This window comes from Bradyrhizobium sp. CFUWI (genome assembly GCF_056429085.1).
In genome coordinates this window covers 1-393 of the sequence record NZ_JBWJZE010000304.1, presented here as the reverse complement: position 1 = coordinate 393, position 393 = coordinate 1, and the positions used below count along the sequence as shown (strand labels likewise).

1 protein-coding gene is annotated in these 393 nt (G+C 76.1%); it reads left to right on the top strand.

Going from position 1 to position 393, the window contains the following annotated elements:
- A partial coding sequence (locus AC066S_RS39925; RefSeq protein ID WP_478272084.1) for an iron chelate uptake ABC transporter family permease subunit occupies positions 1–393 on the top strand: 393 nt, incomplete at both ends.

The window sequence follows — 393 nt, the reverse complement described above, 5'->3', positions numbered from 1 at the left end:
GCCGCGCACCATCGGCGCCTGGCTGGCGGGCGCGCTGCTCGGGCTGGCGGGCGCCGTGGCGCAGGGACTGTTCCGCAATCCGCTGGCGGACCCCTATCTGCTGGGCAGCGCCTCGGGCGCGGCCCTGGGCGGGGCGCTGGCGATGGCGTTCTTCGGCATGTCGCCCACCGCCGCGCAGTGGTTCGCGCGGCTGGGCGTGACGGGCATGGCCTTCATCGGCGCGGTGGCGGCGGTGCTGCTCACGCTCGGGCTCGCGCGCGGCGTGCAGCACACGCTGCGGCTGCTGCTGGCCGGCGTGATCGTGGGCGTGGTGCTGGGCGCGGCGCGCGATCTCGTGGAGCTCGCCTCGCCGGACATCCTGCAGGCCATGCAGGCCTTCACGCTGGGCAGCAC